Genomic DNA, 15,297 nt, shown 5'->3' with positions numbered 1-15,297 from the left:
GGTAGGGGGTGTTCGCGCAGTTCCCCGCGCCCCTAAAAGCACGCCTCCCCGCCGTAGCGGCTCCTGTGCGTGCACGAGCGGCGGAGCGTGGGGGTGATCGCGCAGTTCCCCGCGCCCCTGAACGGCACGCCTCCCCGCCGTAGCGGCTCCTGTGCGTGCGCGGGCGACGGAGCGTGGGGGTGTTCGCGCAGTTCCCCGCGCCCCTGAAAGCACGCCTTCCCGCCGTGGCGGGTCGTGGGGGTGGGGAAAACCCCCCTGTCGAGACGGTGACTCGCTCCATGGTGCGGGGGGTGTGGGGCGAGCAGGGTGGGTGTACGACATCGGGAGTGCGGGATCAGTGAAGGCGGGCGACGGTGATGGCCACGGAGTACGGGGACGGGTACGGGAGTTGGGGCGAGGAGCGGCGGCATCGGATGCCGGCCGGGCTGCGGGCGCCGATCGAGGCGCGCAGCTGGCGGGAGTTCGGGTATGTGCTGCTGGGGCTGCCCGTCGGGATCCTGCTGTTCACGTACGCCGTGACGATGGTGTCGGTCGGCGCGGGGCTGCTGATCACGTTCCTCGGGGTCCCGGTGCTGGCGGCGGGGCTGGCCGGGTGCCGGGGGTTCGGCGCGCTGGAGCGGGCGCGGGCGCGGGCGCTGCTCGGGGTGGAGGTGTCCGCGCCGGAGCCGTTGCGGCCCAAGGGGCGCGGGGCGATGGCGTGGATGGGCGCCGTGCTGCGCAGCGGGTCGTCGTGGCGGCAGCTGTTGTACGCGGTGATCCAGTTCCCGTGGTCGGTGTTCTCCTTCGTGGTGGCGGTGACCTTCTGGACGTACGGGTGGGCGCTGCTGACGTACCCCCTGTGGTTCTGGGTGTTCCCCGTGTGGGCCGGGCAGGACGGGTTGCAGCTGTACGGGGACGAGACGCACTCCGTGTATCTCGACAACCCGTTCGAGGTGACCGTGACCGCGCTGGTCGGACTGCTCTTCACGATGGCCTCGCCATGGATCGTGCGCGGGCTGACGACGGTCGACCGGGTGATGGTGGGCGCGCTGCTCGGGCCGTCGCGGCTGGGCGCGCGGGTCGTGGAGCTGGAGTCGGACCGGGGGGTCGTCGTCGACACGGCCGCCGCTGACCTGCGGCGGATCGAGCGGGATCTGCACGACGGGGCGCAGGCCCGGCTGGTCGCGCTGGCCATGGACCTGGGACTGGCGAAGGAGAAGCTGGCCGAGGATCCCCGCGCGGCGGCGGTGATGGTGGACTCGGCGCACGGTGAGGTGAAGACGGCGCTCCAGGAGCTGCGGGATCTCGCGCGAGGCATCCATCCGGCCGTGCTGACAGACCGGGGGCTCGACGCGGCGCTGTCGTCGGTCGCCTCCCGGTGCGCGGTACCGGTGGTGGTGGACGTGGACCTCCCGGCACGGCCGGTGCCGGCGATCGAGGGCATCGCGTACTTCACCGTCTCCGAGCTGCTGCAGAACGTCAGCAAGCACGCGGGGGCCTCGCGGGCGACCGTGGATGTGTGGAAGGTCGAGAACCGGCTGATGCTCCAGGTCGCCGACGACGGCGTGGGCGGCGCCGACACCGGGCGCGGTTCCGGCCTGGCGGGGCTCGCCGAGCGGATCGGGGCGGTCGACGGCATCCTGGTCGTCGACTCCCCCGCCGGCGGCCCGACCCGGGTGACGGCGGAGCTGCCCTGGCGAACGGTCTGACGCGGAAATCCCACAACGAAGGTCCCACAACTGGGATCTGACGGCGGGGATCTGTTGGCGGGGATCTGTTGGCGGGGATCTCACGGCTAGGGCGAGGAGCAGGCGGAGAGCGGCAGGCTAACGGTTCGGACAACCGCCCACCGCCGTCCCACGGAAGACGGGTCTCGACCGGCGCGTCCAAGGGGTTCGCCCTTGGACGCGCCTCCGTGCTGCCTCCCTCACCCCCTCCTCACCCCTCCCCCCACCCCCTCCACCCGCGCCGACTGAGCCCCCGGCGCGCAGGGCGACCGCGCCATTCGGCCAGTTCGTCGGCCGTTCCTGTCCTGAATTTCTCGTCTGCGCGGTGCCCGGCGGTTCCGATGCTGAAATGCTGGGGGCTGTCGTACAGGGCGGGCCCGGAGCATGGGCCGGTCGGGGTGGGTGTCGTGGGGGGACGAGGCGTGGAGGACAGGGTGCGGGTGGTCATCGCCGAGGATTCGGTGCTGTTGCGGGAGGGGCTGACGCGGCTGCTGACCGACCGGGGCCACGATGTCGTGGCGGGGGTCGGGGACGGGAACGCCCTGATCAAGACGATCACGGAGTTCGCGGCCCAGGACGACCTCCCGGACGTGGTCGTGGCGGACGTACGGATGCCTCCGACCCACACCGACGAAGGCGTACGGGCCGCCGTACAGCTGCGGAAGCAGCACCCTGAACTGGGGGTTCTCGTCCTGTCCCAGTACGTGGAGGAGCGCTACGCCACCGAACTGCTCGCGGGGTCCAGTCGCGGCGTGGGGTATTTGCTGAAGGACCGGGTCGCCGAGGTCAGGGAGTTCGTGGACGCGGTGGTCCGGGTGGCGCGGGGCGGCACGGCGCTGGACCCGGAGGTGGTCGCGCAGCTGCTCGGGCGGAGCCGGAAACAGCACGTGCTCGCGGGGCTCACCCCTCGGGAGCGGGAGGTGCTGGGGCTGATGGCGGAGGGGCGGACCAACTCGGCGATCGCCCGGCAGCTGGTCGTCAGCGACGGAGCCGTCGAGAAGCACGTCAGCAACATCTTCCTGAAGCTCGGGCTGTCCCCGAGCGACGGGGACCACCGGCGTGTTCTGGCGGTGCTCACCTACCTCAATTCGTGATCCTCTGACACCGTGTCAGAAGGTCCGCTCTCCTCGTTCCTCCTCATTCTGTTCTCGTCCCTCCTCGCCCCATCCTCGTCAACCTCGCCGTCGCCGACTCCACCCCACCCTCCTTCGCTCGGATCGAGAACCGCCGACCGGCGGCGCGCGTCTTCCAAGGAAGTGACACGGGTGGGTAAATCATGACAAGTCAGGGCGTTCGGCGGTCTCAAAACAGCGTCCATCAGGCGAAAGAGCGAGGGAAGGTCATCCTCGCCGACGTAGGGTTGGTCTTGGGAGGGCCGGCGGGACGGCCGTTCCCGGACAGCCGCCCCGAGGGAGGTCCAGTTCAGTGACCAGCCAGGTCAGCAGCCCAGCGGAGCAGGCCGACGAGGCCGCTCTGGGAGAACTGAGAGAACAGCGCAAACCGGCGGGGACGAAGGACGTCCGCCGACTCGATCGGGTGATCATCCGGTTCGCCGGGGATTCCGGTGACGGGATGCAGCTCACGGGTGACCGGTTCACCTCCGAGACGGCGTCGTTCGGCAACGACCTCTCCACCCTGCCGAACTTCCCCGCCGAGATCCGCGCCCCCGCCGGCACCCTGCCCGGCGTCTCCAGCTTCCAGCTGCACTTCGCCGACCACGACATCCTCACCCCCGGCGACGCCCCCGACGTCCTCGTCGCGATGAACCCCGCCGCACTCAAGGCCAACATCGCCGACCTGCCCCGCGGCGCCGAGATCATCGTCAACACCGACGAATTCACCAGACGCGCCCTGCAAAAAGTCGGCTACACCACCAGCCCCCTGGACGACGGCCAACTGGACGGCTACAACGTCCACCCCGTCCCCCTGACCACCCTGACCGTCGAAGCCCTCAAAACCTTCGACCTCAGCCGCAAGGAAGCCGAACGCAGCAAGAACATGTTCGCGCTGGGACTGCTGTCCTGGATGTACCACCGGCCCACCGAAGGCACCGAAAAGTTCCTGGCCGCCAAATTCGCCAAAAAACCCGCAATCGCGGCCGCCAACCTCGCCGCGTTCCGCGCCGGCTGGAACTTCGGCGAGACCACCGAGGACTTCGCCGTCAGCTACGAAGTCGCCCCCGCCACCACCGCCTTCCCCCCCGGCACCTACCGCAACATCAGCGGCAACCTCGCCCTGTCCCTGGGCCTCATCGCCGCCTCCCGCCAGGCCGACCTGCCCCTCTACCTCGGCTCCTACCCCATCACCCCCGCCTCCGACATCCTCCACGAACTCTCCCGCCACAAAAACTTCGGCGTCCGCACCTTCCAGGCCGAGGACGAGATCGCCGCCATCGGCGCCGCACTCGGCGCCGCCTTCGGCGGATCACTCGCCGTCACCACCACCTCCGGCCCCGGCGTCGCACTGAAATCGGAGACCATCGGCCTCGCCGTCTCCCTGGAACTGCCCCTGCTCGTCGTCGCCATCCAGCGCGGCGGACCCTCCACCGGCCTGCCCACCAAGACCGAACAGGCCGACCTCCTCCAGGCCATGTTCGGCCGCAACGGCGAAGCCCCCGTACCCGTCGTGGCACCCAGGACACCGGCCGACTGCTTCGACGCCGCGATTGAGGCCGCCCGGATCGCGCTCACCTACCGCACCCCCGTCTTCCTCCTCAGCGACGGCTACCTCGCCAACGGCTCCGAACCCTGGCGCATCCCCGACACCGACGAACTGCCCGACCTGACCGTCCAGTTCGCCCAGGGACCCAACCACACCCTCGACGACGGCACCGAGGTGTTCTGGCCCTACAAACGCGACCCCCACACCCTCGCCCGCCCCTGGGCCGTCCCCGGCACCCCCGGCCTCCAGCACCGCATCGGCGGCATCGAGAAACAGGACGGCACCGGCAACATCTCCTACGACCCCGCCAACCACGACCTCATGGTCCGCACCCGCCAGGCCAAGACCGACGGCATCGACGTGCCCGACATCGAGGTCGACGACCCGCAGCGGGCCGACACCCTGGTCCTGGGCTGGGGATCCACCTACGGCCCCATCACCGCGGCCGTCCGACAGCTGCGCACCGCCGGGGAATCCATCGCGCAGGCACACCTGCGCCACCTCAACCCCTTCCCCAAAAACCTCGGCGAAGTACTGAAGCGCTACGACAAGGTCGTGGTCCCCGAGATGAACCTCGGCCAACTCGCCCTCCTCATCCGGGCGAAATACCTCGTCGACGCCCACTCGTACAACCAGGTGAACGGCATGCCGTTCAAGGCGGAGCAGCTCGCCACGGCGCTCAAGGAGGCCATCGATGGCTGAGAGGTCCACGGAAGGCGCGGGCACGGGCGGCACGATCGAGGCGCTGACCCTCGTGCCCAAGGCCACGGCCCGGCAGTCCATGAAGGACTTCAAGTCGGATCAGGAGGTGCGCTGGTGCCCCGGCTGCGGTGACTACGCGATCCTCGCCGCCGTCCAGGGCTTCATGCCCGAACTCGGCCTGGCCAAGGAGAACATCGTCTTCGTCTCCGGCATCGGCTGCTCCTCCCGCTTCCCGTACTACATGGACACCTACGGGATGCACTCCATCCACGGCCGCGCCCCCGCCATCGCCACCGGACTCGCCACCTCACGACGCGACCTGTCCGTCTGGGTCGTCACCGGCGACGGCGACGCCCTCTCCATCGGCGGCAACCACCTCATCCACGCCCTGCGCCGCAACGTCAACCTCAAAATCCTCCTCTTCAACAACCGCATCTACGGCCTCACCAAAGGCCAGTACAGCCCCACCTCCGAAACCGGCAAAATCACCAAATCCACACCCATGGGCTCCCTCGACGCCCCCTTCAACCCCGTCTCCCTCGCCATCGGAGCCGAAGCCTCCTTCGTCGCCCGCACCATCGACTCCGACCGCAAACACCTCACCGACGTCCTGCGCCAGGCCGCCGCCCACCCCGGCACCGCCCTCGTCGAGATCTACCAGAACTGCAACATCTTCAACGACGGCGCCTTCGACGCCCTCAAAGACCGGCAACAGGCGGAAGAGGCCCTGATCCGACTGGAGCACGGCGAACAGATCCGGTTCGGGGCGGACCACACGCGAGGGGTCGTACGCGACGAGAAGACCGGTGATCTGCGGGTCGTCACGGTCACGCCCGAGAACGAATCGCGGGTCCTGGTGCACGACGCCCACGCGGCGTCCCCGACGACCGCCTTCGCCCTCTCCCGCCTCGCCGACCCCGACACCCTCCACCACACCCCCATCGGCGTCCTGCGCTCCGTCCGACGACCCGTCTACGACACCCAGATGGCCGACCAACTCGACACCGCCATCGACCAGCACGGCAAAGGCGACCTCGCCGCACTCCTGACCGGCAAGGACACCTGGACCGTCGTCGGCTGAGGACGGACGGCTGAGGGTGAACAGTCGAGCGCGCAGGCCCGGGTCGGGTTCAGGCCCGGGCCTCGTCGTATGCCTGTCGGGCCTCGTCGTACGTCCGGCGGGCCGTCTGCACCTCGTCCATGCGGTCCTTGGTCCAGCTCGCGAGGGCGCGGACCTGTTCGGCCGCCTCGCGGCCGAGGTCGGTGAGGGAGTAGTCGACGCGGGGCGGGATGACGGGCTTGGCGTCGCGGTGGACGAGCCCGTCGCGTTCCAGGGCCTGGAGGGTCTGGGTCAGCATCTTCTCGCTGACGCGGCCGATGGCCCGGCGCAGCTCGCTGAACCGGTAGGACCGCTCCAGCAGTGCGATCAGGACGAGGACGCCCCAGCGGCTGGTGACGTGCTCCAGGACGAGGCGGTGGGGGCAGAGGCCCTCGCCGTTCATGTCGTCCATGATCGCGGGCTGCTTCGACACCTTACTTACGGCCATGCCAGTACCTTACTTCAAAGTGGGTACTTTCGCAGAGTTAGCGCACCCCCTAGGGTTAGTGAAGCACCCCGCCCCACTGGAGGAGTTTCACCATGAGCATCGTCGTCACCGGAGCGACCGGCCACCTCGGCAAGTTCGTCGTCGAAGGGCTGCTGGAGAAGGTTCCGGCCGAGCAGATCACGGCCGTCGTCCGCAGCGAGGAGAAGGCCGCGGGTTTCGCGGCGCGCGGCGTGAAGATCGCCGTCGCCGACTACAACACCCCCGAGACCTTCGACGGCCTGTTCGCCGCCGGTGACAAGGTGCTGCTTATCTCGGGCAGCGAGGTGGACAAGGACCGCCCCGCCCAGCACCAGGTCGCGATCGACGCCGCCAAGGCGGCCGGGGTCGCCCTCCTCGCCTACACCAGCGCGCCGGGCAGCCTGACGGCCGCCCTCGCGAACGACCACCGGGCCACCGAGGAGGCGCTGCTCGCCTCCGGTCTGCCGTACACCCTGCTGCGCAACGGCTGGTACAACGAGAACTACACCGAGCAGCTCGGACCGGTGCTGGAGTACAGCGCCGTCACGCACGCCGCCGGCGAGGGCCGGGTCTCCTCGGCCGCCCGCGCGGACTACGCCGCCGCCGCGGTCGCCGTGCTGACCGGCGAGGGCCACGAGAACCAGACGTACGAGCTGGGCGGCGACACCGCCTGGAGCTTCGCCGAGTACGCGGCCGAGGTGAGCGGTCAGACCGGCAAGGAGATCGCGAACAACCCCGTCTCCGGCGATGTCCTGGTCGGCATCCTCACCGGCGCCGGGCTCCCCGAGGGCTTCGCCGCGGTCCTCGCGGGCGTGGACGCGTCCATCGAGAAGGGCGAGCTGACCGTCTCCTCCGGCGACCTCTCCCGTCTCATCGGCCGCCCGACCACACCGATCTCGGACTCGATCGCGGCGGCGCTGAAGGGCTGAACCCGGCCCCCGCCCGCGGATCGGCCCTCGGACCGCATACCGGACCTCGTACCGGACCGCCGTAGCGGACCTCGGACCGGACCTCGGACCGGACCTCGGACCGGACCTCGGACCCCGGATCGTGGACCGGCCCTCCGACTCCGGACCGGGCAGGGCGGCTCACGACCGAGCACTCTCCCGATCCCCAGCACGAGCGCCCGGGCCGCGCCGCCCCGGACACGAGTCCCGGGCCCGACTCCCGGACACGAGTCCCGGCCCCGGGCCCCTGACCCAAGCCCCGGACTCCCCCTCGGGGACCACCCCCGGCTGTCATGACCGTATGCCGATACGGGCATGACAGCCGGGGCTGGTCGGCGTTACCTTCGTCAGGGCTTGGGGTCGCGGTGGTGCGGCCTGTGAGAAGGAGGGGCCGTGGCGGCGCAGTCGAGGGGCGAACACCGGATAGGGCTGCTGAACGGCTTCGCCGCGTACGGGATGTGGGGGATCGTCCCGCTTTTCTGGCCGCTGCTGAAGCCCTCCGGCGCGGTGGAGATACTCGCCCACCGCATGGTCTGGTCCCTCGCGGTCGTCGGTGTCGCCCTGCTGGTGCTGCGACGCTGGTCCTGGGCCGGCGAACTGCTGCGGCAGCCGCGCAAGCTCGCCCTGGTCACGGTCGCGGCGGCGGTGATCACCGTCAACTGGGGTGTGTACATCTGGGCCGTGAACGCCCACCAGGTGGTCGAGGCCTCCCTCGGGTACTTCATCAACCCGCTCGTCACGATCGCCATCGGCGTCCTGCTGCTGAAGGAACGACTGCGGCCCGTGCAGTGGACGGCGGTCGGCGTCGGCTTCGCGGCTGTCCTCGTCCTCACCGTCGGATACGGGCGACCGCCGTGGATCTCGCTGTGCCTCGCCTTCTCCTTCGCCACGTACGGGCTGGTGAAGAAGAAGGTCAACCTGGGCGGCGTCGAGTCGCTCGCCGCGGAGACCGCGATCCAGTTCCTGCCCGCGCTGGCCTACCTGCTGTGGCTGGGGTCGCGCGGGGACGTCACCTTCGGCTCGCACGGGACGGGGCACGCGCTGCTCCTCGCCGCGACCGGGCTGGTGACCGCGCTGCCGCTCGTCTGCTTCGGGGCGGCCGCGATCCGGGTGCCGCTGTCCACGCTGGGGCTGCTGCAGTATCTGGCGCCGGTGTTCCAGTTCCTGCTGGGGGTCGTCTACTTCGGTGAGGCGATGCCGCCCGAGCGGTGGGCCGGATTCGCGCTGGTGTGGCTCGCGCTGTCGCTGCTGACCTGGGACGCGCTGCGGACGGCGCGCACGGCGCGCAGGCGGCTGGAGGAGCTGACCACCGTCGCCGAGGTGTCCGAGACGCGTGCCCCGCTGGCCAAATAGCGCCCTTGACGGAGAGTCAGTCCCACCCGCACCATCCAGGCACCTCATTCACCGGATTCGCCATGGACACATCAACAGTGTCGTCCGGAGCGAACCCATGGAATTCGGAGCCCCCACTATGAAGCTCTCCGTTCCAGCCGCAGGACGCACCGCAGGACGCACCACCCTCGCCGCCGCCGTCGCGGCGGTCACGCTGATCGCCACCGGGTCCATGGCCGGGGCGGCTCCCGCCCCCGAGGCGGCGCTCGCCGCCGCACCCGACCTCCCCGTGGCCAACGTCAAGGCCCACCTGGCCCAGCTCCAGTCCATCGCCACGGCCAACGGCGGCAACAGAGCCCACGGACGGGCCGGCTACACCGCGTCGCTGAACTACGTGAAGGGCAAGCTCGACGCGGCGGGCTTCGTCACCACCACGCAGTCCTTCACGTCCGGCGGCCGCACCGGCTACAACCTGATAGCGGACTGGCCCGGCGGCAACACGAACCAGGTTGTCATGGCCGGTTCACACTTGGACAGCGTCACCACCGGTGCCGGTATCAACGACAACGGCTCGGGCTCCGCCGCCGTGCTGGAGGCCGCGCTGGCCGTGTCCCGCTCGAACTACCAGCCCACGAAGCACCTGCGGTTCGCCTGGTGGGGCGCGGAGGAGCTGGGTCTCGTCGGCTCCCGCTACTACGTCAACAACCTGTCCTCGGCTAACCGGGGCCGGATCAGCGGCTACCTGAACTTCGACATGATCGGCTCGCCGAACCCCGGGTACTTCGTCTACGACGACGACCCCGTCATCGAGCAGACCTTCAAGGACTACTTCACGGGGATCGGCGTCCCGACCGAGATCGAGACCGAGGGCGACGGCCGCTCCGACCACGCGCCCTTCAAGAGCGCGGGTGTCCCCGTCGGCGGCCTCTTCACGGGAGCCAGCCGCGCCAAGACCGCCGCGCAGGTCACCAAGTGGGGCGGTACGTCCGGCCAGGCCTTCGACCGCTGCTACCACTCGTCCTGCGACACCACGTCCAACATCAACGACACGGCGCTCGACCGGAACAGCGACGCGCTGGCGTACGCGGTGTGGGAGCTGTCGGAGTAGTCCGAGGCAGGGTCAGAGGTGGTCCATGCCCGGGGTCGGCCGGTCGGCGGGGAGCGCCGTGGCCGGGCCCGGGCCGGGTGCGTGGTGATCGCGCGACCGGGGCGGGTCAGCGTCGCGGCTGGTGAGTGGGTGCGCCGGGGGTGCCCGAGCGGGTGGGCGCGTAGGACGGTGGGCGGGTCGCGGTCGCGGTGTGCCGTGTCGTCAGGGCGTGGGTGTGGGCCGGGGCCGCGCTCGCCGACCTGAGGCGGGACGCGACCGCCGTGGGCATGCGGCCGCTCTCGGCGAGACCGGCGGCCGCTTCGGAACGCAGGGCACCGAGCCGGGCCAGATGACTCCGCCGGCCCTCCGGGGTGAGCGCCGTGATGTCGACGCTCAGGGCGGACCGTACGGTCCCGGGGTGCGTCGGAATCGGGGCGGCGCCCTGCCCGGAGGCCCGGGACGGGTCCAGGCCGGCGGAGCGCAGGGCCGCGGCGCGGGCACTCCAGGGGGCCGTCTCGGGCGTACGGCGGTGCGGGGTGCGGGGGTTGCCGTCCTGGGCGCCGGGTGCGGGCGACGATCGGTCGAGGGTGCGCCAACTCATCGTGCCGGTCAGCTCGTTGAAGGTGACCGCGACGCGGGGGCGAGGACTGGGGCGCTCGGGGGACGACGGGTGCGGGGAGCGGTGGTGGGCCGCCTGGGAGCGCCGGGCGACGGCCGGATCGCGCGGCGTGTCCGGAGGGCGGGGAGGGGCCGGCCGCGTGGCGCCGGCCCCGGCGGGTCCCCTGTCGTGGTGGTTGCCGGTGAGGTCACTGGCCATGGGCGTAGGGGGCTGAGTCGAGGACGCGGGCCCGTTCGGTGAGGCGGGTCATCCGGGTGCGGGCCTTCTCCAGTTGCTCCAGGTCGTCGGCGGCGGGCCCCGCGTCGGCGGCGAGGTCGGTCCAGACGGCGATCAGGTCGCGGCCCAGGTGCAGGCCCTGGAGCGGGTCACGGACCGCGCGCCAGGCGGCCGCCGCGCTCTGGATGTTGCCGTACGCGGCACGCTCGTCGCGCAGCCGGTGGCGCAGACCCGCCAGGTCGAGGGAGAGGTGGAAGGAACGGAGGGCGTCGCCGGCCAGGTAGGCGATGTAGGCGGTCAGCTCGCGGAGCTTCAGCACCTCGGGGTGGTGCGGGCCCAGCGCCACGGTCGCCTGGGCGACGGTCTGCTCGGCCATCTCCGCGGCCTCCTGGATACGGCCCAGCTTCACCGCCTCGTTGATGTGGGACAGGGGCTCCGCGAACGGTGACGTCGAATCACCGTCCTCCGGCGTCTCCAGCACCGCCTCGGCCACCAGGTCGAACTCCCGCACGGGGGCGGGCTTCGGGGCACTGTCCTCCTCCAGCACCCGCCACTCAGGAGCGGAGTAGGCGTCGGTCGCCGACTCCTGAGCAGGGGCCGGCGCGGGTGGCGCGGACTCGGTGGCGGGAGCGGGAGCGGACGCTTGCGCGTGGGGCGGCAGCGGAGGCGGTGTCGGCGGCCAGGGCTGGGGCTCCAGCGAGGCGGGCGCCGAATCCGGCACGGAGTCCCTGGGCGCGGACGGCTCGTACGCCGGCTCCGGGGAGGGGTCGTCGACCGGCGCCGCAGGCCAGGGCAGCGGGTCCGGCGAGGCCTGGCCCGGTTCCGGGGACGCCAGGGCGTCGGGGGCGGGGCGCTGCTCCGGTGTCCAGGGCTGCGGCTCCGGGGGCGCGGGGATCCGCTCGGGCGCCGTTCCGGCGTCCGGCGCCCGCGTCACGTCACCCACGGGTGCCGGGCTCTGGCCCGGAGGCCACGGCTGCGGCTCCAGGGAGGCCGGGGCCGGCCGCGGAGTGGTCGGCGAGGTGGTCGGCGGGGTGATGCTGGCCTGGTCCGGGTGCCAGGAGGTGGCGGTCGTACCCGTCGGGGGCGCCGACAGATCCGCATCCATATCCATGACCGGGCCGAACTCGCCCGTCGGGGGCGAGACGGTACCGGTGGCCGGTGCGGCCTCGTGGGTGGGCTCGGGTGCGGCAGGAGTGCTGTCCGGGTTCGCCGGGATGCCCGCCAGGGTCAGCGGGAGGTCGGGCGTGCGGGGTGGCTGGGCCTGCGCCTGCGCCTGTGCCTGGGCCTGTGCCTGGGCCTGCGGGCGGGCCAAGGGGCCTTCCGTCGGCTCCGGCACCGCGCGCAGCACGAACGTCGAGGGCGCTACCCCGCCCGGCACCGGCTTCACCGGCTCGTCCCGCTTCTCCTTCGCGGCCGTGAGCGGCATCGTCCGGGGCTCGCGCTTCGCCTGCGGGGCCGTGGGCGCCGCCGGGGACCGGTCGGACGTCGCCTCGGCGGCGGTCGGCTCCGGCGCGTGCGGGGGTGCTGTGGGGGCGGGCTTCGCCGCCGACAGCGGGAGCGTCCGGGGCTCGCGCTTCGGTGGCGCGGGGGCGGGCGACTGCGGGTCCGGCCCGGGGTGCCCCGAACGGTCCGGGCCCGCCGGCGCCTGCCACTGGGGCTGTGCCTGGACCGGGGCCTGGGGCTGAGCCTCCGGCCGCACGTCCGCCCGCTGCCGCGCGTGTACGTCCGGCTCCGGCTGCCGTGGCGGCTCCGGCTGCGCCTGGTGAGGGGAGTGGGCCGCCGCCGGTCGTGGCTGTGCGTGCGATGTCTGGCCTGCGGGGTGCGGCAACTGGGCCTGCCCGAGCGGCAGTTCCGGCTGGGCGGCCGCCGACTCCGGTACCGCGCGCAGTACATGCGTCGACCTGTCCCGGCGCGGGGGCTGCGCGGGGGCCGGCTGCTCGGACGGCTCCGGCGCGGCCCGGTGCGGGTTCCCGGCCGCGACCGCTTCCGCGAACCCCCTCGGCTCGCCCACCCGCACGGGTTCCCCGGCGTAGTGGCTGGAGCCGTCGACGTGGACCTGGAGGGGGACGACGTAGCCGATGCGTTCGTCGTGGACGGTGGCGAGGACGGGGTGTCCGGTGGCGAGGGCCAGGCGGTGGAGGTAGCCGAGAGCGGCGCTCTGGAGGGACTCCCCCGCGGCCGGGGGCACCGGCATGCCGCCGACCGTCGCACCGGTCTCGGCGCAGACGCGGACGTCGATCGGGGTGAGCCCGGCCGGCGCACGTCCCGCGCGCTTGAGTTCCCGCTTCTGTTCGCGGCTGAGTCGAGTCATCGTTCCCTCACTCGGGTCGGGCAGAAGGAGAAGTCGTGGACGCGGAGTCCGGGCCGGACGGGTCCGGTGCCGACACCGCTGCCTCCACCGTACGCACCTCGTCCACCCGCCACGGCTCGCCCTTGCCCGAGCGAGCCAGCTTCACGTACACCGTGGCCCGGGGACCGGTCCCCGTCCAGCCGTCGCGGCCGTGGGCCGTACCGTCGACGAAGAGGGCGCGGTAGGCGTCCCGGGACGAGTCGGGGGGTGCGTCGCCGTCGTCGTCCGGTTCCACCTCGACGGTGGTCCACGCCTTGTGCGCGGCCCACGCGTTCCACTGCTCACCGGCGCCGCTCGCGGGCTGGTACGAGCGCTCGGCCTTCGCCTTGGCCGCGGTGAACCAGCGGGCGGAGCGCAGGACGGCGTCGTGCGGGCCGGTGTCGTACTTCGTGTCGTGGCCGTACGCGACCTGGGCCCATGCCTCGGCGACGGCGGTCGCGTCGGTGCCGTCGACGCCGGTGGGGCTCGGGACGTGCGCGTCCGCGCCCAGCGGCCGGCCGGACGGCAGGGGGGCCTTGGGGGTGAAGGGGGGCGCGGACGTGGCCGTGCCGCCGCCCACCGTCTCGCGGTGGTCCTCCAGGCCGCACGCGGCGAGGACCGCCGCACCCGTCACCGTCACGAGCACCATCGCGCCCGCCCTGCGCACCCTGCCGCGCCCCCGGTGCACGGTCGCGGTCGCGTACCGCCCGGCGCGCTCGTCACGCCCCGCGCGCCCGCCGCGCACATCGCGCTTCGCGTTCACCCTCGTCCCCCTCCTCACCTCAGTGTCCTTCCCCGCCGATGGCGTCGTCCACGGCGAACGCCGTGCTCGCGTGGCCCATGTCTCCCATGTCTTTCGCGTCTCCCGCGCCTTCACTACAGCCCCAGCCAGGGCGCCGGATCCACGTACGCGCCGTTCTGCATCACCTCGAAGTGGAGGTGGGCGCCCGTCGAGTAGCCCGTCGAGCCGACCAGACCGACCCGTTGACCGACCTTCACCTTGTCACCGGCCCTGACGCTGAGGCCGGAGAGCATGTGGTTGTAGGTCGTGGAGATGCGGTCGCCGTTGATGGTGCCGTGGGAGATGACGACGCGGTTGCCGTAGCCGTTGGTCCAGCCCGCGAAGGTCACCTCGCCGTCGCGGGCGGCGAGGACCGGCTTGCCCTCGCCCACGCCGAAGTCGGTGCCGGTGTGCAGCTTGCGGACCCCGAGGATGGGGTGCATGCGCCAGCCGTACGGGGAGGTCACGGGCGGGTTGCCGGAGACGGGCATCGCCATCTGCCTGCCGTCCGGGAGCTTGCCCGGCGGGTCGTCCACGGACTCGTACTTGGAGATCAGGGACTTGATGCGGACGACGTAGTTCCGGGTCTCGGTGTAGGGCGGGATGCCGCCGTACTTCTGCACGGCGCCCGGCCCCGCGTTGTACGCGGCCAGCGCCAGGTCGAGGGTCTCGCCGGTCGCCTGGCCGCTGTCCTTGTAGCCCTGGACCTGTCGGGCGAGGGCGCAGTCGTAGCGGCCCTGCGCCATGATCGCGTCACCCGGGTCGTACGGGGAGACACGGCCGTTGCCGTCGTCGTCCTTGCCCCAGCTCGGCCAGGTGCCGGGCATGAACTGGCTGAGCCCCTCGGCGCCCACCGGGGACCTGGCGTTCGGGTTCCAGCCGGACTCCGCCTCGATCTGCGCGGCGATCACGGCCGGCTTGATGACGTCGCACATGGCGCCCGCCTTGAGCACCCAGGGCACGTACTCCGCGGGTACCTGACCGGCCTTGAGGCCGCCGCCGGCGCCCTGTTCCTCCGCCTCGGCCTCACCGCCCCCGCTCACCGCGACCATCATCACCACCGGCATCAGCACGGCCGCCACGCAGCCGCCGACGACCCAGGTCGTGACGGACCCTCCCCCGTTGGACATCTGCTCCCCTCAGCACCGAAGTGGCGAAGTGGCGAAGTTCAGTCATGCTCCTGCCACGTGGATCCTGTCGGACGAGTCTCGCCGCTCACCCGCGTTCCGCGCGTCACCACTGCGTCACAGGCTCGTCGCAGGAACTCACGTCCCGATTCCCAAGCCGTCCCCGCGTCGTGAAGATCGGTGGTGGGCGTCTCGCCGGGCACGGAACCGGCGGCGGGCAGCCGC

At 71.9% G+C, this 15,297-nt stretch carries 12 protein-coding genes; 7 read left to right on the top strand and 5 right to left on the bottom strand.

Annotation, left to right across the window (positions count from 1 at the left end):
* Positions 1–356: 356 nt before the first annotated feature.
* The 4 genes from STRBO_RS0104365 to STRBO_RS0104350 all read left to right on the top strand — a co-directional run bounded on the left by STRBO_RS0104365 (position 357) and on the right by STRBO_RS0104350 (position 6,150).
* The gene (locus tag STRBO_RS0104365; RefSeq protein WP_028796458.1) at positions 357–1,688 is read left to right on the top strand and encodes a sensor histidine kinase; all 1,332 of its coding nucleotides are present in this window, start codon (positions 357–359) and stop codon (positions 1,686–1,688) included.
* A 452-nt stretch (positions 1,689–2,140) separates the two neighbouring features.
* Positions 2,141–2,800: a response regulator transcription factor gene (locus STRBO_RS0104360; protein WP_020113839.1), complete on the top strand. Its 660-nt coding sequence runs from the start codon at positions 2,141–2,143 to the stop codon at positions 2,798–2,800.
* Positions 2,801–3,131: 331 nt separating this feature from the next.
* The gene (locus STRBO_RS0104355; protein WP_020113838.1) at positions 3,132–5,069 is read left to right on the top strand and encodes a 2-oxoacid:acceptor oxidoreductase subunit alpha; all 1,938 of its coding nucleotides are present in this window, start codon (positions 3,132–3,134) and stop codon (positions 5,067–5,069) included.
* Positions 5,062–6,150, top strand: coding sequence for a 2-oxoacid:ferredoxin oxidoreductase subunit beta (locus STRBO_RS0104350; RefSeq protein WP_005481339.1), 1,089 nt, complete (start codon positions 5,062–5,064; stop codon positions 6,148–6,150). The genes STRBO_RS0104355 and STRBO_RS0104350 overlap by 8 nt, the downstream gene beginning before the upstream one ends.
* A gap of 49 nt (positions 6,151–6,199) precedes the next feature.
* Here the strand turns inward: STRBO_RS0104350 and STRBO_RS0104345 are convergent, their stop codons facing one another.
* A complete protein-coding gene (locus tag STRBO_RS0104345; protein ID WP_020113837.1) occupies positions 6,200–6,616 on the bottom strand; it encodes a winged helix-turn-helix transcriptional regulator in 417 nt (138 codons plus the stop codon).
* Between the two features lie 92 nt (positions 6,617–6,708).
* Between STRBO_RS0104345 and STRBO_RS0104340 the strand changes: the two genes are divergently transcribed.
* The 3 genes from STRBO_RS0104340 (at position 6,709) to STRBO_RS0104330 (ending at position 10,021) form a co-directional block, all read left to right on the top strand.
* A complete protein-coding gene (locus STRBO_RS0104340) occupies positions 6,709–7,563 on the top strand; it encodes an SDR family oxidoreductase (protein WP_005481343.1) in 855 nt (284 codons plus the stop codon).
* Between the two features lie 411 nt (positions 7,564–7,974).
* Positions 7,975–8,934 (top strand): EamA family transporter RarD, encoded by a 960-nt coding sequence (gene rarD / locus STRBO_RS0104335; RefSeq protein WP_005481344.1) that lies wholly within the window; start codon positions 7,975–7,977, stop codon positions 8,932–8,934.
* 118 nt (positions 8,935–9,052) lie between these two features.
* The gene (locus STRBO_RS0104330; RefSeq protein ID WP_005481345.1) at positions 9,053–10,021 is read left to right on the top strand and encodes a M28 family metallopeptidase; all 969 of its coding nucleotides are present in this window, start codon (positions 9,053–9,055) and stop codon (positions 10,019–10,021) included.
* A gap of 106 nt (positions 10,022–10,127) precedes the next feature.
* Here STRBO_RS0104330 and STRBO_RS0104325 read toward each other — a convergent pair whose 3' ends face one another.
* The 4 genes from STRBO_RS0104325 to STRBO_RS0104310 form a co-directional block, all read right to left on the bottom strand.
* Positions 10,128–10,817 (bottom strand): hypothetical protein, encoded by a 690-nt coding sequence (locus STRBO_RS0104325; protein ID WP_005481346.1) that lies wholly within the window; start codon positions 10,815–10,817, stop codon positions 10,128–10,130.
* Positions 10,807–13,146, bottom strand: a complete 2,340-nt coding sequence (locus STRBO_RS0104320; protein ID WP_005481347.1) for a tetratricopeptide repeat protein — start codon at positions 13,144–13,146, stop codon at positions 10,807–10,809. Before STRBO_RS0104320 ends, STRBO_RS0104325 begins: the two co-directional genes overlap by 11 nt.
* Positions 13,147–13,153: 7 nt before the next feature.
* On the bottom strand, positions 13,154–13,927 hold the full coding sequence (locus STRBO_RS0104315) for a hypothetical protein (protein ID WP_005481348.1): 774 nt from the start codon (positions 13,925–13,927) through the stop codon (positions 13,154–13,156).
* A 113-nt stretch (positions 13,928–14,040) separates the two neighbouring features.
* On the bottom strand, positions 14,041–15,075 hold the full coding sequence (locus tag STRBO_RS0104310) for a peptidoglycan DD-metalloendopeptidase family protein (RefSeq protein ID WP_005481349.1): 1,035 nt from the start codon (positions 15,073–15,075) through the stop codon (positions 14,041–14,043).
* Positions 15,076–15,297: the final 222 nt, after the last annotated feature.

The sequence above is a fragment of the Streptomyces bottropensis ATCC 25435 genome (assembly GCF_000383595.1).
Classification (GTDB): domain Bacteria; phylum Actinomycetota; class Actinomycetes; order Streptomycetales; family Streptomycetaceae; genus Streptomyces; species Streptomyces bottropensis.
This window is presented reverse-complemented; position numbering and strand designations above follow the sequence as displayed.

Bases quoted from the DNA above. Each gene is read 5' to 3' on its own strand.
- STRBO_RS0104365 (WP_028796458.1), top strand. From the start codon at position 357: ATGGCCACGGAGTACGGGGACGGGTACGGGAGTTGGGGCGAGGAGCGG.
- STRBO_RS0104350 (WP_005481339.1), top strand. From the start codon at position 5,062: ATGGCTGAGAGGTCCACGGAAGGCGCGGGCACGGGCGGCACGATCGAG.
- STRBO_RS0104345 (WP_020113837.1), bottom strand. From the start codon at position 6,616: ATGGCCGTAAGTAAGGTGTCGAAGCAGCCCGCGATCATGGACGACATG.
- STRBO_RS0104340 (WP_005481343.1), top strand. From the start codon at position 6,709: ATGAGCATCGTCGTCACCGGAGCGACCGGCCACCTCGGCAAGTTCGTC.
- STRBO_RS0104330 (WP_005481345.1), top strand. From the start codon at position 9,053: ATGAAGCTCTCCGTTCCAGCCGCAGGACGCACCGCAGGACGCACCACC.
- STRBO_RS0104325 (WP_005481346.1), bottom strand. From the start codon at position 10,817: ATGGCCAGTGACCTCACCGGCAACCACCACGACAGGGGACCCGCCGGG.
- STRBO_RS0104320 (WP_005481347.1), bottom strand. From the start codon at position 13,146: ATGACTCGACTCAGCCGCGAACAGAAGCGGGAACTCAAGCGCGCGGGA.
- STRBO_RS0104310 (WP_005481349.1), bottom strand. From the start codon at position 15,075: ATGTCCAACGGGGGAGGGTCCGTCACGACCTGGGTCGTCGGCGGCTGC.